This is a genomic window from Phocaeicola intestinalis (assembly GCF_014837065.1).
Classification (GTDB): Bacteria; Bacteroidota; Bacteroidia; order Bacteroidales; family Bacteroidaceae; genus Phocaeicola; species Phocaeicola intestinalis.
Genome location: NZ_JACSPP010000141.1, coordinates 1 through 846, shown reverse-complemented (window position 1 = coordinate 846; position 846 = coordinate 1). Strand labels below are relative to the sequence as shown.

General features: G+C 46.7%; 1 protein-coding gene. It reads left to right on the top strand.

The window, feature by feature from the left end; genetic code table 11:
* Positions 1-256: 256 nt before the first annotated feature.
* A partial coding sequence (locus H9625_RS17400) for a phage integrase SAM-like domain-containing protein (protein ID WP_191765586.1) occupies positions 257-846 on the top strand: 590 nt, incomplete at its 3' end.

The following is an 846-nucleotide window of genomic DNA, read 5'->3' as shown; positions in this document are numbered from 1 at the left end:
TGGAATATCCGCCGAATTGCAGCAGATTAACGCAACAGGATTTGATAATTAGGGAGTTAGAGGAAAAACGCAGAAGTTGGGCAGACAGTTGAAAACCGTCTTAAAGCAGATTAAAGCAAAAGAACGGTTTCCTAATCATTACCCGATGAAAGTGCAGATTTAACAGTCCCTATTTCATTTTGCGGCGTTCTGCGCAGCTTTGCTTATCAATAGGTAACTCGTTGATTTATAGTTTTGCAACCAAAAAGAAACGAGTATGGCAAGAAGCACATTCAAGGTGCTGTTCTACGTGAACGGCAGTAAGGAAAAGAACGGAATTGTCCCCATCATGGGACGAGTTACAATCAACGGAACGGTAGCACAGTTTAGCTGCAAGCGAGCTATCCCGAAAGAGCTTTGGGATGCCAAAGGGAACAAGGCAAAGGGTAAGAGTATGGAAGCGAGGGAAACCAATCTTGCGCTTGACAACATCAAGGCTCAAATCATCAAGCATTACCAGCGTATATCCGACCGTGAAGCGTATGTAACGGCAGAAATGGTACGCAATGCCTATCAGGGATTGGGCGGTGAGTATGAAACGTTGCTCGGTGCTTTCGACAAGGAAAATGAAGTGTTCAAGAAGCGTGTCGGAAAAGACAGGGTCAGGGCTACCTATATGGCAAGGGTACGGGCAAGAAACCATGTGGCGGCATTCATCAGGTCACATTACAAGCGGAACGACATCTCCATGCCTGAACTTACGCCCGACTTCATCAAGGAATTCGCCGTGTTCCTTTCCAACGAAGCCGGACTGCACAACGGTTCGATATGGGAAAACTGCATGTGGCTGAAAGGTGTGGTGATGCG